Origin of the sequence: Pseudomonas sp. NFACC32-1, assembly GCF_900101215.1 — a bacterium.
GTDB lineage: Bacteria > Pseudomonadota > Gammaproteobacteria > Pseudomonadales > Pseudomonadaceae > Aquipseudomonas.
The window spans coordinates 33,530-52,384 of sequence record NZ_FMUL01000014.1 but is presented as its reverse complement, the minus strand read 5'-3'; the positions used below and the strand labels follow the sequence as shown (position 1 = coordinate 52,384).

General features: G+C 63.1%; 17 protein-coding genes. 5 read left to right on the top strand and 12 right to left on the bottom strand.

Going from position 1 to position 18,855, the window contains the following annotated elements:
• Nucleotides 1-34 precede the first annotated feature (34 nt).
• Entirely contained in the window at nt 35-454 is a 420-nt protein-coding gene (locus BLP99_RS20180) for an acyl-CoA thioesterase (RefSeq protein WP_092181537.1), read from the top strand.
• A 65-nt stretch (nt 455-519) separates the two neighbouring features.
• On the opposite strand, the gene BLP99_RS20175 is transcribed toward BLP99_RS20180, so the two are convergent.
• From BLP99_RS20175 to BLP99_RS20160, 4 genes are all read right to left on the bottom strand, one after another.
• The gene (locus tag BLP99_RS20175; RefSeq protein WP_072397738.1) at nt 520-999 is read right to left on the bottom strand and encodes a glycine zipper domain-containing protein; all 480 of its coding nucleotides are present in this window, start codon (nt 997-999) and stop codon (nt 520-522) included.
• Nucleotides 1,000-1,202: 203 nt separating this feature from the next.
• Complete coding sequence (locus BLP99_RS20170; RefSeq protein ID WP_092181534.1) at nt 1,203-3,551, bottom strand: FdhF/YdeP family oxidoreductase; 2,349 nt, start codon at nt 3,549-3,551, stop codon at nt 1,203-1,205.
• The gene (gene fdhD / locus BLP99_RS20165) at nt 3,548-4,387 is read right to left on the bottom strand and encodes a formate dehydrogenase accessory sulfurtransferase FdhD (RefSeq protein WP_072397740.1); all 840 of its coding nucleotides are present in this window, start codon (nt 4,385-4,387) and stop codon (nt 3,548-3,550) included. The genes BLP99_RS20170 and fdhD overlap by 4 nt, the downstream gene beginning before the upstream one ends.
• Before the next feature lie 92 nt (nt 4,388-4,479).
• The gene (locus BLP99_RS20160; protein ID WP_072397741.1) at nt 4,480-5,367 is read right to left on the bottom strand and encodes a LysR family transcriptional regulator; all 888 of its coding nucleotides are present in this window, start codon (nt 5,365-5,367) and stop codon (nt 4,480-4,482) included.
• 282 nt (nt 5,368-5,649) lie between these two features.
• On the opposite strand from BLP99_RS20160, the gene lysM reads away from it, so the two are divergent.
• Nucleotides 5,650-6,090, top strand: a complete 441-nt coding sequence (gene lysM, locus BLP99_RS20155; protein WP_072397742.1) for a peptidoglycan-binding protein LysM — start codon at nt 5,650-5,652, stop codon at nt 6,088-6,090.
• Between the two features lie 43 nt (nt 6,091-6,133).
• Here the strand turns inward: lysM and yrfG are convergent, their stop codons facing one another.
• Nucleotides 6,134-6,796, bottom strand: coding sequence for a GMP/IMP nucleotidase (gene yrfG, locus BLP99_RS20150; protein WP_072397743.1), 663 nt, complete (start codon nt 6,794-6,796; stop codon nt 6,134-6,136).
• Nucleotides 6,797-6,884: 88 nt separating this feature from the next.
• On the opposite strand from yrfG, the gene nudE reads away from it, so the two are divergent.
• Both nudE and cysQ read left to right on the top strand, forming a co-directional pair.
• Nucleotides 6,885-7,451, top strand: coding sequence for an ADP compounds hydrolase NudE (gene nudE, locus BLP99_RS20145; RefSeq protein WP_072397744.1), 567 nt, complete (start codon nt 6,885-6,887; stop codon nt 7,449-7,451).
• Nucleotides 7,448-8,275: a 3'(2'),5'-bisphosphate nucleotidase CysQ gene (gene cysQ / locus BLP99_RS20140; RefSeq protein WP_092181531.1), complete on the top strand. Its 828-nt coding sequence runs from the start codon at nt 7,448-7,450 to the stop codon at nt 8,273-8,275. The genes nudE and cysQ overlap by 4 nt, the downstream gene beginning before the upstream one ends.
• Before the next feature lie 130 nt (nt 8,276-8,405).
• On the opposite strand, the gene BLP99_RS20135 is transcribed toward cysQ, so the two are convergent.
• The 7 genes from BLP99_RS20135 to rfbB form a co-directional block, all read right to left on the bottom strand.
• Complete coding sequence (locus BLP99_RS20135) at nt 8,406-8,861, bottom strand: YiiD C-terminal domain-containing protein (RefSeq protein WP_072431752.1); 456 nt, start codon at nt 8,859-8,861, stop codon at nt 8,406-8,408.
• Between the two features lie 36 nt (nt 8,862-8,897).
• Nucleotides 8,898-10,289 (bottom strand): sigma-54-dependent transcriptional regulator, encoded by a 1,392-nt coding sequence (locus tag BLP99_RS20130; RefSeq protein WP_092181527.1) that lies wholly within the window; start codon nt 10,287-10,289, stop codon nt 8,898-8,900.
• Entirely contained in the window at nt 10,286-12,094 is a 1,809-nt protein-coding gene (locus tag BLP99_RS20125) for a sensor histidine kinase (protein WP_072397748.1), read from the bottom strand. Before BLP99_RS20125 ends, BLP99_RS20130 begins: the two co-directional genes overlap by 4 nt.
• A 109-nt stretch (nt 12,095-12,203) precedes the next feature.
• Nucleotides 12,204-13,085, bottom strand: a complete 882-nt coding sequence (gene rfbD, locus BLP99_RS20120; RefSeq protein WP_072431751.1) for a dTDP-4-dehydrorhamnose reductase — start codon at nt 13,083-13,085, stop codon at nt 12,204-12,206.
• Nucleotides 13,082-13,627, bottom strand: coding sequence for a dTDP-4-dehydrorhamnose 3,5-epimerase (gene rfbC / locus BLP99_RS20115; RefSeq protein WP_072397750.1), 546 nt, complete (start codon nt 13,625-13,627; stop codon nt 13,082-13,084). Before rfbC ends, rfbD begins: the two co-directional genes overlap by 4 nt.
• Entirely contained in the window at nt 13,624-14,499 is an 876-nt protein-coding gene (gene rfbA / locus BLP99_RS20110; RefSeq protein ID WP_072397751.1) for a glucose-1-phosphate thymidylyltransferase RfbA, read from the bottom strand. The genes rfbC and rfbA overlap by 4 nt, the downstream gene beginning before the upstream one ends.
• Nucleotides 14,496-15,578, bottom strand: a complete 1,083-nt coding sequence (rfbB, locus tag BLP99_RS20105; RefSeq protein WP_072397752.1) for a dTDP-glucose 4,6-dehydratase — start codon at nt 15,576-15,578, stop codon at nt 14,496-14,498. The genes rfbA and rfbB overlap by 4 nt, the downstream gene beginning before the upstream one ends.
• A 251-nt stretch (nt 15,579-15,829) precedes the next feature.
• Here rfbB and BLP99_RS20100 point away from each other — a divergent pair, with 251 nt between their 5' ends.
• Complete coding sequence (locus BLP99_RS20100) at nt 15,830-18,742, top strand: aminotransferase (protein ID WP_092181524.1); 2,913 nt, start codon at nt 15,830-15,832, stop codon at nt 18,740-18,742.
• Nucleotides 18,743-18,855 lie beyond the last annotated feature (113 nt).

Here is an 18,855-nt window from a genome sequence, read left to right as displayed (position 1 = left end):
GCGACGATCACTGGACCACCGCAAAGGACAACCGATGCCCCAACGTAGCGAATACCCGCACCTGCATCCCATCACCACGCGCTGGCATGACAACGATGCGTACGGTCACGTCAACAACGTCACCTACTACAGTTTTTTCGACACGGCGGTGAACACCTATCTGATCGAGGTCGGCGGCCTGGATATCCACACCGGGGAAGTGGTGGGGTTCGTGGTGAGTTCGGCCTGCGATTACTTTGCATCCATCGCCTTTCCCGACCGGATCGAAGTCGGCCTGCGAGTCGGCAAGCTGGGCAACAGCTCGGTGCAATACGAGCTGGCTGTGTTCAAGGCGGGGGAGGAAGAGGCTTGTGCTGCGGGACGCTTCGTACACGTGTTCGTGGACCGGGCGTCGAACCTGCCGGTGACGATTCCAGGGCGGCTGCGTACGGCGTTGGAACGTTTGGTGGCCTGAAACGAAAGATCGCAGCCTCCGGCGGGCGGAGGCTGCGATCTTCAACGGCTGGAGTCTGTCAGCCGTTAGTCGCGGTAGTAGCGATGATGCTTCTTGCGATGCCCATAGGCATGACCGCGACCCGGGTGGCCGTCACGGTAGTAGCGGCGGTCACCACGGCGACCGTCATAATGACGGTCGTCGTCATCGTCCTTGCCCATGTAGTTGCCCAGCGCGCCGCCGGCACCACCACCCGCGGCTGCGCCGATCAGGCTGCCGGTGGTGCCGCCCAGGTTACGACCGACCACGTTACCGCCAGCGGCGCCCAACGCACCGCCGATGGCTGCTTCGCCACGGCTGTGTCTGTCCGCACCGACCGCACTGCCACCTGCGCCGCCAATGGCCGCGCCAATGGTCGAGCCAGTGCTGCCGCCCAGGGATTGGCCGACAACCGAACCCAATACCCCGCCCAATGCGCCGCCCACGCCTGCTTCGGTAGTACCACCAGCGGAGGCGATGCCACTGACCAGGCCAAGGGACAACAAGAGAATGGAGGAGAACTTCATAGAGGAGCCTCAAAGGGATGACGGCGCGATCCTGAGGCTGGCTTCGCTTGGTTACAATCGAAATCCGACGAGTAGCACGACTTGTGCACAATTCTCTAACTTATTGTTTTTTGGGCGGAACTTAAGCATTTTTCGCCGGTCTTTAGCTACTTCGGACAGGCCGCTTTACACGTAAAGCGGCCTTTTTTGTGCCCGGGTTTTGCTCAGGCCGACTTGGCCAGGATCAGGCTGTCCTCGCTTGCCGCTTCCAGGCGGATCGCGACGAATTTCGATGTGGGCGTGTGGCTGCCATCGCCAGTGCTTTCCAATGGCACCAACGGGTTCACTTCGGGGTAATAGGCTGCGGCCTGTCCAGCGGGGATATCGAACGCCAGCAGGGTAAAGCCCTTGACCCGTCGCTCATGGCCGTCATCCCAGAGTGAAACGATATCGGCCTTCTGTCCGGGCTTGAAGCCCAGGCGGATGATATCGGCCTCGTTGACGAACAACACGTCGCGCTGACCTTTCACGCCACGATAGCGGTCGTTGAGGCCGTAGATGGTGGTGTTGTACTGGTCGTGGGAGCGCATGGATTGCAGGATCAAATCCGGCAGCCGGCCGGTGGCACGGGTGCGTTCATGCACCAGGTCGGTCGGCAGGCGGTTGGGCTTGAAGTTGGCGCGGCCCGAAGGGGTATTCCAGCGGCGCGCCCCGGCACTGTTGCCCAGGTAGAAACCGCCGGGGTTGCGCAGCTTCTCGTTGAAATCCTTGAATCCTGGGATGGTGTCGGCAATCAGGTTGCGGATGCGGCTGTAGTCGGCCACCAGCCAGCTCCAGTCCACCGGACGGTTGCCCAGCGTGGCGGCGGCCATGCCGGCGATGATCCAGGGTTCGGAGCGCATCTGGTTCGACAGCGGTTCCAATTGTCCCATGGACGCATGGACCATGCTGAACGAATCTTCCACGGTCACCGCTTGCGGGCCTTCGGCTTGCCGGTCGATGTCGGTACGGCCCAGGCAGGGCAATATCAGTGCTTGCTTGCCATGGGCCAGATGGCTGCGATTGAGCTTGGTGCTGATCTGCACCGTCAGGTCGCAATTGCTCAGGGCCTGGAAAGTGCGATGGCTGTCCGGCGTGGCCTGGGCGAAGTTGCCCCCCAGGCCGATGAATACCTTCGCCCGGCCGGCGGCCATGGCGTGGATCGCCTCGACGACGTTGTGACCGTTCTCCCGCGGAACCTTGAATTGGAAGCGCCGTTCCAGCGAATCGAGGAAGGCCACCGGTGGGCGCTCGTTGATGCCCATGGTCCGGTCGCCCTGGACGTTACTGTGGCCGCGAACCGGGCACAGGCCTGCGCCCGGCCGGCCGATGTTGCCGCGCAGCAGCATCAGGTTGGCGATTTCCTGGATGGTGGCCACCGAGTGGCGATGCTGGGTGATGCCCATGGCCCAGCACATGATCACACTCTTGCCCTTGGCGTACATGCGTGCCGCCTGTTCGATCTCGGCCAGGGTCAGGCCCGATTGCTCGACGATCTGTTCCCATGGCGTATCGTCGACCACGGCCAGATACTCCAGCACGTTGGTGCTGTGCTCGTTGAGGAATCCGTGGTCGAACACCGCGGGGGCGCCGGTGTTCTGTGCTTCGCGTTCCCATTGCAGCAGGAACTTCGCCATGCCTCGCACAATCGCCATGTCACCGCCCAGGGCTGGCCGGAAATAGGCGGTGTTGGTCGGCTTGTCGCCATTGGTCAGCATTTCGAGTGGGTGCTGGGGATGCTGGAAACGCTCCAGGCCGCGCTCCTTGAGCGGGTTGATGCACACTACCTGGGCGCCGCGCTTCACCGCTTCGCGCAGCGGCTCCAGCATCCGCGGGTGGTTGGTGCCGGGGTTCTGTCCCCAGACGAAAATCGCGTCGGCGTGCTCGAAGTCGTCGAAGGTCACGGTGCCCTTGCCCACGCCGACACTCTGGGACAGCGCTACGCCGCTGGCCTCGTGGCACATGTTCGAGCAGTCGGGGAAGTTGTTGGTGCCATAGGCACGGACGAACAACTGGTACAGATAGGCCGCTTCGTTGCTGGCCCGCCCCGAGGTGTAGAACTCGGCCTGGTCCGGGCTGGACAGGCCTTGCAGGTGCTTGCCGATCAAGGCAAACGCCGCTTCCCAACTGATGGGCTTGTAGCGATCGGTCTGGGCGTCATAGCTCATCGGCTCGGTCAGCCGGCCCTGGTATTCAAGCCAGTAGTCGCTCTGCTCCAGCAACGAGGTCACGCTGTGCCTGGCGAAGAAGGCCGCGTCGACACGGCGCTTGGTGGCCTCCCAGTTCACGGCCTTGGCGCCGTTTTCGCAGAACTTGACCACGCCGCTTTCCGGCGAGTCGCCCCAGGCACAGCCCGGGCAATCGAAACCACCGTTCTGGTTGGTCTTGAGCATCATGCGGATGTTCTTCAGCGCGTTGTCGCTGGTCAGCCAGGCTTGAGCGACGCTGATCAGCGCGCCCCAACCACCGGCCGGGCCCTTGTAGGGCTTGTAGCGTGGTACGGGTTTCTGGTCGGCTTGTTGATGATTGCTCACGCTTGTTTCTCCATCGCAGGGCTGTAGACCCGAGGCGCACTTTTCTGTGGCAGGTGGATAAGATTGAGGTTGTGTTGTCGGGCCCATTGCACGGCGAGCCCGGTGGGCGACGACAGGCTGACCAGGGTCTGGATACCGGCGCGCAGCACCTTCTGGATCAGTTCGAGGCTGCAGCGACTGGTCACGATCGCCAGGCCACCGGCTACCGGGATCCGTTGCCGGATCAATGCGCCGATCAGCTTGTCCAGGGCATTGTGGCGGCCGATGTCTTCACGGCCCAGCAGCAATTCACCCTGGTCATTCATGAACAGCGCCGCGTGTACCGCGCCGCAGTGCTGTCCCAGGGGCTGGAACTGGCCGATGCGCTGGCGCAGGCCATCGAGCCATTGCGCCGGCGGCAGCGGCGCGCCAGGCAGTACCTTGAGATCCGGCAGCGCCTGTTCCACGGCTTCCACCCCGCATAGCCCGCAGCCACTGGTACCGGCCAGTTGCCGGCGCTGTTGCTTGAGGTTCCAGAAGGCACGATTGGCGATGGTTACCTGGGCGTACTGCGCGGAGCCCGCGCCGGTCAGCTGCAGGTCATAGATGTCCGATGGGTCTTCGATGATGCCGCTGCCAAGGCTGAAGCCGACGATGAAATCCTCGAGGTCGGTGGGCGTGACCAGCATCACGGCCTGGCTGATGCCGTTATAGGCAATCGCCAGCGCCACTTCCTCGGCCAGCGCTGTGCTGTCCGATTCGGAGTGGTCCAGGTTGCAGTAGCGGTAACTCTGGCTGGCAGTGGCCGCGGGTGTTTCCACCGCAGGCACCGGGCAGACCGGAGGCTTGGCTTTCATGGCATCACCGACGGTTTGGATAGTGGCTAGACTAAATGCGGCAATCTGCCACGTCTAATCGCTATTACCAATCTATCAATAGATGACGTCGATCAAGATATGGCCGCTGATTTCTGATAGAGGGCGAAACACGCCTCCGCCAGCGCCGAGCGAGGCGCGCCACGGCGCATGATCAGGCCAAGCGGTACCAGGGTTTGCGCCTCTTCGATGGGCTGCATGCGTAAATCTTCGGTCAGTATGTCCATGCCGCTGTTCAATGGCATCACCGCACAGCACAGCCCGCCGTGCACAGCTTGTAACAATTGATACACCGCATCGGTCTGCAACAGCGGCTTGGGCGTCAGCCCTCGACTGTGGAAACTGTGGTCGATGGACTGGCGAAAATGCATGCCGCTGGTGAGCATCCCCAGGGGCAGTTCGATCAACGCCTGCCAACTCAGCGGTTGTTCACCAAAGTAGAAGAAACGCTGGTCGTACAACAGGCCCATGCGGGTCGGCGTGAAACTCAGGGACTCGAAGCGCTCGTTGTCCAGGCGTTCCAGGTAGGAGATCCCCAGGTCGATGCGGTTATTGGCCAGTTGTTCGATGATCTGCTCGGAGCTCAGTGAGGACAGCTCGAAGCGCAGGTTGGGATGCTCGGTATGCAAGCGCTGCATCATCGACAGCGGGTCGAAGTCCGACAACGGAACGATGCCCAGGCGCAGGGTGCCCACCAGGTTGCCACGACAGGCCGCCGCTTCGGCCTGCAGGCCATCATAGGCCGCCAGCACCGTGCGGGCCCAGGCCAGCACCCGTTCCCCCGGTGCGGTGAAGCCTTCGAAACGCTGGCCTCGATTGACCAGTGGCAGGCCCAGTTCCTCTTCAAGGCTGCGCAAGCGCATCGACAAGGTCGGTTGGGTGATGTGACAGCGTGCGGCGGCCTGGCCGAAGTGGCGGGTTTCGTCCAGTGCAATGAGAAATTTCAGCTGCTTGATGTCCATCTTCGCTCCGGGGCGCAGGAAGACCCGATTCTAGCGCCTGCGCAAGGCCGGGTCATTGGTCGATCCGCAGCCCGGTTCGCCTGGCTTGGACTAGGCTGTCCCAAATAGGTCTGCAATCGGCCATGGCGCGTTGAAACGAGGCTCGTGCGCGAGTCCGATCGGAATGCTCATGTACTCCAGTCCGCTCCGCTTCCTCGCCCCGTTTCGCCTTGCCTGGCCTTTACCTATTTCAAAGAGCCCAGTTTTTTGCGATTGGACACAAAAACCCAGGGAGCGTGCACCATGAGCATCTTCAACTTTGTAAAGGAAGCAGGCACAAAACTGATCGATCTGCTGACCCCCGGCAACGCCAACGCCAGCGAGCAGTTGAGAGCGCACATCGAAAATGTCGGGTTGGGTAATCCGAACGTCCAGGCGACCATCGAAGGCGACAGGGTCATCGTGACCGGCGAAGTCGAAAGTCAGGAAGCAAAGGAAAAGATCCTGTTGGCGGTAGGCAACATCGAAGATGTCGGCAGTGTCGAAGACCGGATCACCGTGACCGGCCCCGTGGAGCAGCCTGCGCGGTTCGTGACGGTGAAGAAAGGCGACACCCTCAGCGCCATCGCCAAGCGAGAGTATGGCGATGCGAACCAGTACAACAAGATCTTCGAAGCCAATAAACCGATGCTCAAGCACCCGGACAAGATCTATCCGGGGCAGACGTTGCGCATCCCGCAATAGTACCGCCCATGGCGAGGGGACAGGTCCCCTCGCTTCACGGACGTCATAGACCCACAAGCACGTCCCGGTAATCCTCCAGCGCCTCGAACTCCCCCGTGTCCTTGGGGCCTTTGCGGCTGTCCGGCTCCCTGACGGCCAGTAAGTGCGCCACGCCGAAATCCCTTGCGCTGCGTAGTACCGGCAGGGTGTCGTCGATAAACAGGCTGCGGGCCGGATCGAAGTTCAGGTCGGCTTGCAGTGCGTCCCAGAACTGTGGATTTTCTTTCGGGAAACCGTAGTCATGGGAGCTGATCAAACGCTCGAAATAAGGCTCAAGCTCGATACGTTCCAGTTTCAGGGACAACGAGTCCCGGTGAGCGTTGGTAATCATCACCACCCGCTTTCCGGCTCGCTGGATCGCCGCCAGGAAGGTATCGGCGTCGGGTCGCAAGGCGATCAGGTGTGCGGTCTCCAGCTTCAATTCGCGCACCGGCAGCTTCAGTTCGGCGGTCCAGAAGTCCAGGCAATACCATTGCAATTGTCCGGCGTTGCGTTCGAACAGCGGTTGCAGCTCCATTTCGGCCATGGCCCGGCTCACGCCATGCAGTTCGGCGTAGCGCTGGGGCAGGTGCTCCATCCAGAAATGATTGTCGTAATGCAGGTCCAGCAGCGTGCCGTCCATGTCCAGCAGAACCGTATCGATCTCGTGCCAGGGCAACAAGGTCATAAAACTTCTCCAGCGGTAATCGGATATCCGACACAAACAATCAGAATAGGCCGGGTATAGTAGCCCGCTATCGCCCAGGGAGCCGTTTATGCGCCAGAAACCCACCATACTCGATCGACGGATCGTCGCCACCAGCCGCCTGTTTTGCGTGGAAGAACTGAAACTGCGTTTTTCCAATGGTGTGGAGCGCACCTATGAGCGCCTGGCGGGCAAGGGCGCCGGGTATGGGGCGGTGATGATCGTGGCCATGCTCGATGCCGAGCACGCGGTGTTGGTGGAAGAGTATTGTGGCGGTACCGATGCCTACGAACTGTCCCTGCCCAAGGGATTGATCGAGCCCGGGGAAGACGTGCTGGCGGCAGCCGAGCGGGAGCTCAAGGAGGAGGCCGGTTTCGGTGCGCGCCAACTGGAGCACCTGACCGAACTGTCCTTGTCGCCCGGCTACATGAGCCAGAAGATCCAGGTGGTGCTGGCAAGCGATCTGTACGAGGAACGGCTGGAGGGCGACGAGCCCGAGCCGATGCGCGTGGACAAGGTCAATCTACGGGAGCTGGCGGCCCTGGCGCAGAACCCGCAATTCACGGAGGGCCGCGCCTTGGCGGCGTTGTACCTGGCCCGTGACCTGCTGACCCAGCGCGGAGCATTCCTGGCATGAATTATCCTCATCCACTGATGGCCCCCGTCATCGAGCTGGCGCTCAAGGCCGGTGAGGCGATCCTGCCCTTCTGGCGAGCCAACGTGCAGGTTGATCGCAAGGCCGACGAGTCGCCCGTCACCGCGGCGGACATGGCCGCTCACGACGTTATCGTGGCCGGGCTGACGGCGCTGGCGCCGCAGATCCCGATCCTCTCCGAGGAGGACGCCGATATTGCCCAGGACCTGCGCGCCGGCTGGCAGCGCTGGTGGCTGGTGGATCCGTTGGATGGCACCAAGGAGTTCATTTCCGGCAGCGAGGAGTTCACGGTCAACATCGCACTGATCGAGCAGGGGCAGGTGGTGTTTGGCGTGGTGTCGATGCCCACCAGCGGGCGCTTCTACGTCGGCGGCTCGGGGCTCGGTGCCTGGCGTGGTGACAAGGGGGGCGAGCCGTCGCCCATCGAGGTTCGTCATGCACTGGCGCCCGGCGAAACGTTTACCGTGGTCGCCAGTCGCCGCCATACCAGCCCCGAACAGGAGCGCCTGCTGGACGGCTTGAGCCAAAGCCTGGGAGAGCTGCAACTGACCAGTATCGGCAGTTCATTGAAGTTCTGCCTGGTGGCCGAAGGCGCGGCGGATTGCTATCCACGGCTGGCGCCGACGTCCCAATGGGACACCGCTGCCGCCCAGGGCGTGCTGGAGGGCGCGGGGGGCGAGGTGTTGGACTTGAGTGGCGAAGTGTTCTGCTATCTACCGCGGGAGTCGCTGCTCAATGCGTCGTTCCTGGCGCTGCCGGCGAAAGCCGCGTGGCGGGGCAAATTGCTGGAACTGGCCCGCTCCTGAGCCACCTCCGGCCATACGGGTGAGGGGATCGCTCCCCGTTGGGCTGCGCAGCCGCCCTAAAAACCAGGGCTGCTTCGCGCCCCGACGGGATAACTCCCCTTGTCACAGGTGTTGCGGTGTTTTTTCAATGTCAGCGGTGCAACACGTACTGCCCTTCGAACTGCACCGCGGTGTCATCGCTTCCCACGTTCATCACCTGTGTCTGCAAGGCCAGCCGCGCCCGGCCATAGCGCCGGTAAGTGGCCAGGAAGCGTTTCCAGGTTTTTTCCTCGGGCGCATCGCAGACAACCGTCGCATCGCGCGTCACTGGCAGCGGATAGCTGATCTGCCCTTCCTGGATCACGATATGCCCGTCTTCGATGCCTTCCTCGCGCAAGGCCAGGTGCAGCCAGCCCCAACCGCCGAGTACCGCGCCGCAATACAGGCTTCCGCCGAACATGGTGCTCTTGTGGTTGACGTTGGCCGCAAGTGGCAGGAACAGGCGCAGTTGCCGGGCCTGCCAATCGAGCACCTTGAGGCCCATGTCCCGGGTCAGCGGGATGTCGTGGTGCAGGATCGATTCCAGGTAGCGACTGTCGCGGTTCATTGCAGGCCTCTTGGGTGAAAGAAGGATGACGATAACTCAATCGGACTCATCGGCCGCACCCTGGCTGCTGTCGCCAAAGGTCAGGCCATGCTTGCGCAGCTTGTCGTGCAAGGTCTTGCGCGGAATGCCCAGGGCTTCGGCGAGGCTGCGTACCGAGCTGTGGGGGCGGGCCAGTTCGGCGGCGATCAGGGTCTTCTCGAAGTTTTCCACTTGTTCGCTCAAGCCGCCGCTGACGATCTCCACCGGTGCCCCCGGGGTGCCGTCCGGCGCGCTGTTATCCAGGGCCAGTTCCAGGCCCAGGGCAAAGCGTTCGGCCGCGTTCTGCAGTTCCCGGACGTTGCCCGGCCAACTGTGACGCAGCAACAGCGCCCGTTGTGCAGGTTGCAACTCATGGGGTGGTAGCCCGTGGCGGGCGCTGGCTTCGTTGGCGAAGTGCTGGAACAGCATCAGCGTATCCTCGCCCCGCTCGCGCAGCGGCGGAATGCGCAGCGGCGCGACGTTCAGGCGGTAATACAGGTCGGCGCGGAAACGCCCTTGGTCGGCGGCCTGGCGCAGGTCTTCCTTGGTGGCGGCAATGATGCGGATGTCCAACGGGATCTGTTGATTGCCTCCCAACCGTTCCACCACGCGTTCCTGCAACAGACGCAACAGCTTGACCTGGACGTCCATGCTCATGCTTTCGATTTCATCGAGAAACAGCGTACCGCCGTTGGCGAACTCGAACTTGCCGATGCGGCGCTTTTGCGCCCCGGTGAAAGCGCCAGGCTCGTGGCCGAACAGCTCGCTTTCCACCACCGATTCGGCCAGCGCTCCGGCGTTGATCGCCACGAACGGGCCGTTGCGCCGCCCCGAGAGGTCATGCAAGGCACGGGCGACCACTTCCTTGCCCGCACCGGTTTCACCCAGGATCAATACGTCGGCACGGGTCGCGGCCAAGGCGCCGATCTGCTCGCGCAGGCGCAGGATCGGCGTCGATTGGCCGATCAACCGGGCGCTGAGCTCATGACGGTCACTGAGGGCCAGGCGCAGGCTGCGGTTGTCCAGCACCAGGCGGCGTAGCGCCAGGGCCCGGCGTACGCTGTCGAGCAAGTGATCGCTGGGGAAGGGCTTCTCCAGGAAGTCGTAGGCGCCCGCGCGCATGGCCTGCACCGCCAGCGGCACGTCGCCGTGACCGGTGATCAGCAGCACCGGCAATTCCGGATCCTGGGCATGCAGCAGGTTGAGCAGTTCGAGGCCGTCGATACCCGGCATGCGGATATCGCTGACCACCACGCCCGGCCAGTCACGGGGCAATTGCTCGACAAGGTCCTTGGCCTCGCCCAGGGGCAGGACTTTCAGCCCGGCCAGGTCGAGGGTCTGGCTCAGGGCCTGGCGCAGGTGGGGATCGTCGTCGATCAGCACCACCTCAATCCGGTTATCGATGGTCATACGCTACGGTCCTCGGATGGTTGCAGGCTCACTCCGGGCGCGCCGGCGCGCAGCTTGAGGGTGATCAGTGCGCCGCCTTCCTTGTGGTTGGCGAACGACAGTTCACCGCCGAAGGCGCGCATCAGGGTTTCGCAGATCGCCAGCCCAAGGCCAAGGCCCTGGGTACGGGTCTTGGTGGTGTAGAAGGGTTCGCTGGCGCGGCCAAGGGCTTCCATGCAGAAGCCTGGACCGTTATCGCGGATGTACAGGGTGACGCCGGTTTCGGTGGCCTGGGCACTGAGCCAGAGTTTGCGCGGCGGACCTTTCTCGGTCAGGGCATCCAGGGCATTGGCCAGCAGGTTGCCCAGCACCTGGCGCAAGCGGGTTTCGCCGGCCTCGACCCACAGCGTGGCGGCCGGCAGGTCACGGATCAGCTCGACTTCCATGCTGCGGCGGCGCTTGGCAAGCAACGCCAGGGCGTCGTCCAGGGCCGGTTGCAGGGCGACGCTTTCCGGAGCGTGGCGGTCGCGCCGGGCGAAGGCGCGCAGGTGGGCGATGATCGAGGCCATGCGCCCGGTCAGTTCGCCGATTTGCTTGAGATTGCCCCGGGCGTCCTCGGTGCGCTGGTGGTCCAGGAGGATCTCGGCGTTTTCGGCATAGCTTCGAATCGCCGCCAGGGGCTGGTTGAGTTCGTGGCTGATACTGGCCGACATGGTGCCCAGGGCGGAAAGTTTGCCGGCCTGGACCAGGTCGTCCTGGGCACGGACCAGCTCCTGCTGGGCATGTTCACGCTCCAGCACTTCCTGTCTCAGTCGCCGGTTCAACCCTTCCAGGTCGCTGGTACGCTCGGCCACCCGGCCCTCCAGTTCGTGGCGTGCCTTGGCTTCGAAGGCGATCCTATCCAGGTAATGGCGCCGGCGCTGCATCATCAATCCGAGCAGCAGCATCAGCACCAGAAGCGCCGCGCCGCCCGTGGCGACCACGGTGCGCACTGGCCGGTCGATCAGCGTACGAGGGGCGAGAATGCTCACGCTCCAGCCCGTCTCCTCGATGGACTGGGTCTGGGTCAGCCAGGCGCTGGCATCCAGGTTCAACGGCTGGGGATCGCGGGTCGGGTAGGGCTGTACGGCGCTGATGGCCGTGCGCTCCTCGTCGCTGAGGGGGCGGGTCGCGCGAAATCGCCACTCCTGCCGAGATGTCAGGATGACCACGCCGTTGTGGTCGGTGACCAACAGTTGCTCCGGCGTCTTGCCCCACAGGCTTTCGGTGTGGTCCAGATCCACCTTGACCACCAGCACGCCGATGACTTTTTCATGGTCGCGTACCGCGGCGGCGAAAAAGTAACCGCGCTTGCCCGACGTGGTGCCCAGGCCGAAGAAGCGTCCCAGGCGCCCGGCCATGGCTTCGATGAAATACGGCCGGAAGGAGAAATTGCGCCCGACGAAACTGTCATGCTTGTCCCAGTTCGACGCCGCCAGCGTCTTGCCGGTGGGGTCCATCAGGTACATCACTTCGGCCCCGCTCTGGGCGCTGATGTTCTTCAGCAGCTGGTTGGCGTTGCCTTGGGTGACGCTGTCGTCGGGAGCCGACAGTGCCGCGCGCAGGGCCGGCAGGTCGCCGAGGATCTGCGGCAGCACTTCATAGCGATGCAGCGTACCCAACAGGTTGGCGACGTACAGATCGAGGGTCTGGCGGTTCTGCCCGGCCAGTTCGCTGCGGTAATAACGTTCAGCCAGATGCTCCAGCGGCCACAGCAAGGGTGCCAGGCACAGCGCTAGCAGGGCCAGGCTGCGCCAACGGGGTCTGCGGGGAAGAGTGGAGTTCATAAACGTGCGCCTGTGGGAACACGCGCATTATGCCCGGGCTTGAATGGAAAATGCCTGCGCAGCGACGTACAAAGCCGGCGCTGCCTGAAAGATATTCTTCGGCCAGAGCCTAGGTCTGCCCGGCAAGGCACTGGCGCAACGCGATTCGCCAGTCTGGCTGGCTCACTCCCCATTCCCGCAGCAGTCGCGAGCAATCCAGCCGCGAGTTGAGGGGCCGATGAGCCGGCGTCGGGTAAGCACTGGAGGGGATGGGTTCGAGTACGGCACAGGGCTTTTGCTGCTCGGCCAGATGTTCGCCGATGGCCTGGGCGAAACCGAACCAGGACGTCTCGCCCTGGGCCGTCAGGTGATAGGTGCCCCAGGCGCCAGGCTGTCCGGCCTGCCAGCGCTCGATGAGCTTCGCGGTGCTGTCGGCAATGGTGGCCGCCCAGGTCGGTGCACCGATCTGGTCGGCCACCACCCGCAGGCTCGGTTTTTCCTGAAGCAGGCGCTGCATGGTCAGCAGGAAATTGCGACCTCTGGTGGAATACACCCAGCTGGTGCGCAGTATCAGGTACTGCCCCCCGGCCTGGCGGATCGCATCTTCGCCGGCCAGTTTGCTGCGTCCATAGACGCTCAGCGGGTTGGTCGCGTCGTCCTCGGTGTAGGGCTCGCGCCGGTGGCCATCGAAGACATAATCGGTGGAGTAATGGATCAACGGGACGCCCAGGGAGACCGCCGTTCCAGCCAGGATCCCGGGGGCGGTGGCGTTGATGGCGAATGCCAGCTCCGGCTCGCTCTCGGCCTGGTCGACTGCCGTATGGGCCGCGGCGTTGATGATCAGGTCCGGCCCCAGGGCAGTGATGGCGGACCGCAGGTTGTCCGGGTGCGCCAGGTCGAGCTGGTCACTGCCGCGCACGATCAGTTCCGCAGTGCCGGCCAGGCGCGATTGAAGCGCCTGAGCCACCTGGCCGTTGCGGCCAATGATCAGGATGCGCAAGGAGGCAGTCATGGGAACAGGTCGGCCTCGTCCAGGGATTTGCCGTTCTGGTCCTTGGGCGACAGGATCGGCGTGTCTTCGAGCTCCCAGTCAATGGCCAGTCGCGGGTCGTCCCAGCGAATGCAGCGTTCGGCCGCGGGGGCATAGTAATCGGTGGTCTTGTAGAGGAAATCCGCCGATTCGCTCAATACCACAAAACCGTGGGCAAACCCGGGCGGAATCCATAGCTGGCGCTGGTTGTGCGCCGAAAGACGTGCGCTGGCCCACTGGCCGAAGGTGGGCGAACTGCGGCGGATGTCCACCGCGACGTCCAGCACTTCTCCGGCGGTGACCCGCACGAGTTTTCCCTGGGCCTGTTCGATCTGGTAATGCAAGCCGCGCAATACGCCCCGGCTCGAACGCGAATGGTTGTCCTGGACGAACTGCAGGGCACAGCCTGTGGCATCGGCGAACGCCCTGGCATTGAAGCTCTCATAGAAAAAACCGCGATCGTCACCGAAGACTTTCGGCTCGATGATCAGCACTCCAGGCAATCGGGTGGCGATGACGTTCAACGTGTCTCTCCCACGATCTTGAACAGGTACTGGCCATAGCCGGTCTTGCCGAAATAGCCGGCGCGCTCGAGAACGTGCTCGCGACTGACCCATCCCTGCTGGTAGGCGATTTCTTCCAGGCAAGCCACCTTCAGGCCTTGTCGGTGCTCGATGGTCTGTACGTACTGCGAGGCCTCCAGCAAGCTGTCGTGGGTGCCGGTGTCCAGCCAGGCGAAACCCCGGCCGAAGCGCTCGACATGCAGATCGCCGCGTTGCAGGTAAGCGTTGTTGACGTCGGTGATTTCCAGTTCGCCTCGCTTGGAGGGTTTGATGGACTTGGCGATCCGGATCACGTCGTTATCGTAGAAATACAGGCCGGTCACCGCGTAGCTGGATTTAGGTACGGTCGGTTTTTCTTCGATGGAAATGGCATGGCCTTCGTCGTTGAAGTCAATCACCCCAAAACGCTCCGGATCCTTGACCCAATAGCCGAACACGGTCGCGCCGCTCTGTCGGTTGACGGCGGTCTGCAACTGCTCGCTGAAGCGCTGGCCGTGAAAGATGTTGTCGCCCAGGATCAGGCACACCGGGTCGCTGCCGATGAACTGCTCACCGATCAGGAATGCCTGGGCCAGCCCATCGGGCGAAGGCTGCTCGGCATAACTGAACTGCACGCCGAACTGGCTGCCGTCGCCTAGCAGGTTGCGGTATTGCGGCAGGTCTTGCGGCGTGGAAATCACCAGGATGTCCTTGATGCCTGCCAGCATCAGCACCGAGATCGGATAGTAGATCATCGGCTTGTCATAAACCGGCAACAGCTGTTTGGACACGCCGAGGGTAATAGGGTGCAGGCGTGTGCCGGAACCGCCGGCCAGAACGATGCCCTTCATCATGCAATCGATTCCTTGTTGTCGAGCGAGCCCAGGCGCTCGCCCTGATAGCTGCCGTCCTGGACACGTCGGCACCACAGCAGGTTTTCCAGGTACCACTGCACAGTCTTGCGCAACCCGGTATCGAAGGTCTCCTGCGGCGTCCAGCCCAGCTCCCGTTCGATCTTGCCGGCATCGATGGCGTAGCGCAGGTCGTGACCGGGACGATCCTTGACGAAGGTAATCAGGTCGGCGTAGTGCTCCACCCCTTCGGGTTTATGTGGCGCGAGCTCTTCCAGCAGCGCGCAGATGTTGCGTACCACATCGATGTTCTTCTGCTCATTGTGGCCGCCGATATTGTAGGTCTCGCCGACGGTACCTTCGGTGACGACCTTCAGCAGCGCCCTGGCGTGGTCTTCAACGTACAGCCAGTCCCGTACTTGTTGACCGTCGCCGTATACCGGCAGTTGCTTGCCTGCCAGCGCGTTGAGGATCACCAGCGGAATCAGCTTCTCGGGGAAGTGGAACGGCCCGTAGTTGTTCGAGCAATTGGTCAGCAGCACAGGCAGCCCGTAGGTACGCTGCCAGGCACGGACCAGGTGGTCGGACGCCGCTTTGCTGGCCGAATAGGGGGAACTGGGGGCGTAGGCGGTGGTTTCGGTGAACAGGTCGTCCACGCCATGCAGGTCCCCGTAGACCTCGTCGGTGGAAATGTGGTGGAAACGAAACGCGCGCTTCTGGGGTTCGGGCAGGGCCTGCCAGTAGGCGCGGGTCGCTTCCAGCAGGCTGTAGGTGCCTACGATATTGGTCTGGATGAAGTCCGCCGGGCCATCGATGGAGCGATCCACGTGGGACTCGGCCGCCAGGTGCATGATCGCGTCGGGCTTGAACCGCTCCAGCACCGCGCTGACAGTCGGTTGGTCGACGATATCGGCCTGTACGAATTCATAACGACTGTCATGATCGATGCTACTCAGGGATTCAAGATTGCCTGCGTAGGTCAGCTTGTCGAGGTTCAGGACCTGATGTCCCGTATCGTGGATCAAATGCCGTATGAGAGCCGAGCCGATGAAGCCGGCACCGCCAGTGATGAGAATGCGCATCCGGTTAAGCCTTTTTCCATGAGACGACAAAGCATGGAGCATAGCTTGTCGGCAGGAGGAGGGGGATGCAAGCGGGATCTCGGGGCCAGAGGGCGCGAAAGGGATGGCACAGGCGCTTTTCTTACCGGACAACCCGTCGAGGGGGGGATCGCCGACCCGTCCCGGCGCCATGGTTTCCGCAGGGAGGGGTTGCTTATCCCTTGACTCAGTGGCGAGATAGGCACTCAACAAACCACCCTAGGGGTCGTTACATGCCACTCGCCACGTTGGTTCACCGTGCCAGTTTGCCAAGCCCACAGCTCAGCGCCGCCCAGGCGGTGGTACTGCTGCGCTCGAATTACGGACTCAGCGGTGACCTGCGACCCCTTGGCAGCCAGCAGGACCTCAACTTGCGCGTCGACAGCGAGCGCGGACGATTCGTGTTGAAGATCTGTCATGGCGACTATGCCGTCCAGGAGCTCCAGGCCCAGCATGCCGCTCTCAAGCAACTGGCCGGGAACGGCGCCGTGAAAGTGCCGCAGGTCATCGCCGCCAATAACGGCCAGGACTTGCTGACACTCGATGTGGACGGCCAGGCGGTACACGTCCGCTTGCTGGAATATATAGACGGCCAGCCCCTGACCCGGCTCAAGCACATGGGACCCGAGCTGGTGAGCGGCCTGGGGCGCCTGTGCGCGCAAGTCGACCTGGCCCTGGCGTCGTTTGACCACCCGGGCCTGGAGCGCACCCTGCAATGGGATCCTCGCCATGCCAGTGCCCTGATCGACCACCTGCTGCCCGTCGTCCAGGATGACCCGCGGCGCAGCCTCGTCGCTGAAGCCGCGCAACAGGCCGAGCGGCGCCTGCATCCGCTCAAGGCCAGCCTGCCGGTACAGGCGATCCACATGGACCTCACCGATGACAATGTGGTCTGGCAGCGTGATGCCCTGCGTCATTGGCAGGTGAAGGGGGTCATCGATTTCGGTGATCTGATCCGTACCTGGCGCATCACCGAGTTATCGGTGACCTGCGCGGCGTTGTTGCATCATGCCGACGGCGATCCGTTCTTCATCCTGCCGGCGGTCCAGGCCTATCACTCGGCCAACCCCTTGCAGCGCGAGGAACTGTTGGCGCTTTGGCCGTTGATCGTGACGCGTGCCGCCATACTGGTGCTCAGTGGCGAGCAACAGGCCAGCATCGATCCGGATAATGCCTACAGTCGCGATAACCTGGAGCATGAATGGGAGATCTTCCGGGTCGCCCACTCGGTGCCGTTCGAACTGATGGAAGCAGCGATCCTGGCTGCCGTCGACCAGTCTTTGCCACCTGTGGCCAGTGAAGGCTTCGCGCCGTTACTGCCCACCCTGGTGGGGCGTGAGTTCGCCCTGATCGACCTGGGTGTGCTGAGCCCGCATTTCGAGGCCGGGAACTGGGAGGCACCGGGTATCGACCGGCGTCTGCTGGGTGAGGCCGCGGCCGTTCACGGGCTGGCCGCCAGCCGCTACGGGCAGTACCGATTGTCTCGAACCCGGCCGGACAGTGCCGAGGAACCCGATACTTTCCCGCTGCATGTGGAATTGCACGTACCCAGGGGCACGCCATTGGAGTCGCCGTTCGCCGGTGTGGTGCACAAGCGCGCCGACGGCATGCTGCAGCTGGACGGTACGCAGTTGAGCGTGCGGCTCTGGGGCGTTACTTCGCCTTTGCACTCCGGAGCCGCGCTGGTCAAGGGACAGGTATTGGGGGAGGTGAGCGAGCCCTTGCTGGTTCAACTATGCCGGGGCGCGCAGTTGGATCCACCGCTGTTTTGCACGCCGTCCCGAGCCGCGGCCTGGCAGGCGCTGTGCCCGTCGCCGTCGGTGTTGCTGGGGCTGGCGTGCGATGCCGAGGCAGAAGTGGACGCCAAGACGCTGCTGGCCCGTCGCGACGCGAGCTTTGCCCGGACGCAGAAGCACTACTACGTCGATCCACCGCGCATCGAGCGTGGCTGGCGCAACCATCTGATCGACATGCAGGGGCGCTCCTATCTCGACATGCTCAACAACGTCGCGGTACTGGGACACGGCCACCCGCGCATGGCGGCAGTGGCCGCCCGGCAATGGTCGCTGCTCAATACCAACTCGCGTTTTCACTATGCATCGGTCACCGAGTTCTCCGAACGCTTGCTGGCGCTGGCGCCGCCGGGCATGGACCGGGTTTTCCTGGTCAACAGCGGCACGGAGGCCAATGACCTGGCGATCCGCCTGGCCTGGGCCTATAGCGGTGGCCGGGACATGCTCAGCGTATTGGAGGCCTACCACGGCTGGTCGGTGGCAGCCGATGCGGTGTCGACCTCCATCGCCGACAACCCCCAGGCGCTGAGCAGTCGCCCGGACTGGGTGCATCCGGTGACCGCGCCCAACACCTATCGCGGGGAATTCCGCGGTCCGGACAGCACGCCGGACTACCTGCGCAGCGTCGAACACAGCCTGGCGAAAATCGCCGAGCGCAAGCGTCAACTGGCGGGCTTTATCTGTGAGCCTGTGTATGGAAATGCCGGAGGGATCGCCCTGCCGCCCGGTTACCTCAAGCAGGTCTATGGGCTGGTGCGCGAGCGGGGGGGGGTGTGTATCGCCGATGAGGTACAGGTCGGCTACGGGCGTATGGGCGAGTTTTTCTGGGGCTTCGAAGAGCAGGGCGTGGTGCCGGACATCATCACCATGGCCAAGGGCATGGGCAACGGCCAGCCCTTGGGTGCGGTGATCACCCGGCGGGAAATCGCCGAGGCGCTGGAGGCGGAAGGCTATTTCTTCTCGTCGGCCGGTGGCAGCCCGGTGAGTTGTCAGATTGGTATCGCCGTGCTGGATGTCATGCAGGAAGAAAGGCTCTGGGAAAACGCCCGGGAAGTGGGGCGGTATTTCAAGGCGCGGCTGCAAGCCTTGATCGAGCGCCATCCCTTGGTGGGCGCAGTCCATGGCTCGGGGTTTTACCTGGGACTGGAGCTGATCCGCAATCGCGACACCCTGGAGCCGGCCACCGAAGAAACCGCGGCATTGTGCGATCGCCTGCGGGAGCTGGGTATCTTCATGCAACCAACCGGTGATTACCTGAACATCCTCAAGATCAAGCCTCCGATGGTTACCACGCGCCAGAGCGTGGATTTCTTCGTCGATACGCTGTCGAAAGTGTTGGACGAAGATCTATGACCATTCCACAGGGCTGACGCCCGCACCAGGGCTTGCCCGTGACGGCTGCGGACCGATCGATCTTCAGGGTCGACGGTCCATTGCCTGCGCGGGCAAGCCCGCTCCACCCAACA